Annotated in this window: 1 protein-coding gene; it reads left to right on the top strand. The window is 67.2% G+C overall.

All coding sequences use genetic code 11. From position 1 onward, the window contains the following. Positions 1–1,600 (top strand): condensation domain-containing protein (locus tag ACIO1C_RS35925; protein WP_401872027.1); only part of this gene is annotated, 1,600 nt, incomplete at both ends.

The raw sequence follows: 1,600 nt of genomic DNA, 5'->3' as shown, positions 1-1,600 counted from the left end.
ATATGCCGGTCACGCATGTGGTCGAGGCGGGTGCTGTCATTCGTGACACGGCTGAGGGTCCGGAGCTGACGCTCACGCTGAGCTGGCCGGACGGAATCCTGGAGGCGGCCGACGCGGAAGCGCTGGGCGCGGCCTGGACTGATCTGCTCGCCGGACTCGCCACCCACACCGACGCCCCCACCGCGGGCGGACACACCCCCTCCGACTTCCCGTTGGTGGAGGTGTCGCAGGCGGGTGTGGCGGAGCTTGAGGGTGTGGTTCCGGATTTGGTGGATGTGTGGCCTTTGTCGCCGTTGCAGGAGGGTTTGCTGTTTCACGCGGCTTATGACGGGGACGGGCCTGATGTCTATGAGGGGCAGCGGTCGCTTGTGGTGGAGGGGCCGTTGGATGTGGGGCGGTTGCGGTTGGCGTGGGGGGTGGTGTTGGAGCGGCATCCGGTGTTGAGGGCGAGTTTCCATCCGGGTGTGGCGGTGTCGGGTGGTGCGGTGCAGGTGGTGTCGGGGCGGGTGGTCCTGCCGTGGACGGTGGCGGATGTGTCGGGGCTGACGGATGTCGAGGCGACGGCCGAGGTGGAGCGGCTGTCCGCCGTTGAGCGGGCTTCGCGGTTCGACCTGGCCGAGGCGCCGTTGGTACGTGTGCTGATCGTCAGGCTGGCGCCGGAGCGATATCGCATGTCCGTGACGAGCCATCACATTGTGTTGGATGGTTGGTCGTTGCCGGTGTTGGTGGGGGAGGTGTCGGCGGCGTATGCGGCGGGTGGTTCTGGGCGTGGGTTGCCGGTGGTGGGGTCGTATGGGGAGTACTTGGGGTGGTTGGGGGAGCAGGACAAGGGGGCTGCTCGGGAGGTCTGGCAGCGGGAGTTGGCTGGGCTTGATGGTGCGACGTTGGTGGTGGCTGCGGAGTCGGTGCGCTCGGTGGTGGTGCCGGAGCGGGTGCGGTTCGCTTTGGAGGAGGGGTTGTCGCGGGGGTTGGGTGAGCTGGCCCGTTCGCATGGGCTGACCGTGAATACGCTGGTGCAGGGGGCGTGGGCGTTGGTCCTGGCGCGGTTGGCGGGTCGGGAGGACGTGGTGTTCGGGGCGACGGTGGCCGGCCGGCCCGCGGAGTTGCCGGGTGTGGAGTCGATGATCGGGTTGTTCATCAATACGCTGCCGGTGCGGGTGCGTCTGGATGGTGATCAGCCTCTGCTTGACCTGTTGGCTGATCTTCAGGCGCGGCAGTCGGTGTTGATGTCGCATCAGCATGTGGGGTTGCAGGAGATCAACCAGTGGGTGGGCGCGGGAGCCGTCTTCGACACGTTGGTGGTGTACGAGAACTACCCGCGTGCCGCGACCGATCCCGTGACTGGCCCCGACGCCATCACCATCCGCCCGGCCGACGTACCGGAGGACACCGGCCACTACCCGCTGACGTTGATCGTCGCGCCCGGCGACCCTATGCAGGGTGACCTGATCTATCGGCCGGATGTGTTTGATCGGGCGCGGGCGGGTGAGGTGTTGGCGTGGTTCGTGGGGGTGTTGGAGCAGTTTGTGTCCGATTCCGGGCGGTTGGTGGGTCGGATTGGTGTGGTGGGTGGTGCCGGTCGTGAGGTGGTGGTGGACCG

The organism is Streptomyces sp. NPDC087420, from assembly GCF_044744165.1.
GTDB lineage: Bacteria > Actinomycetota > Actinomycetes > Streptomycetales > Streptomycetaceae > Streptomyces.
The sequence above is the reverse complement of the archived record's forward strand: the minus strand, read 5'-3'. Positions and strand labels throughout refer to the sequence as shown.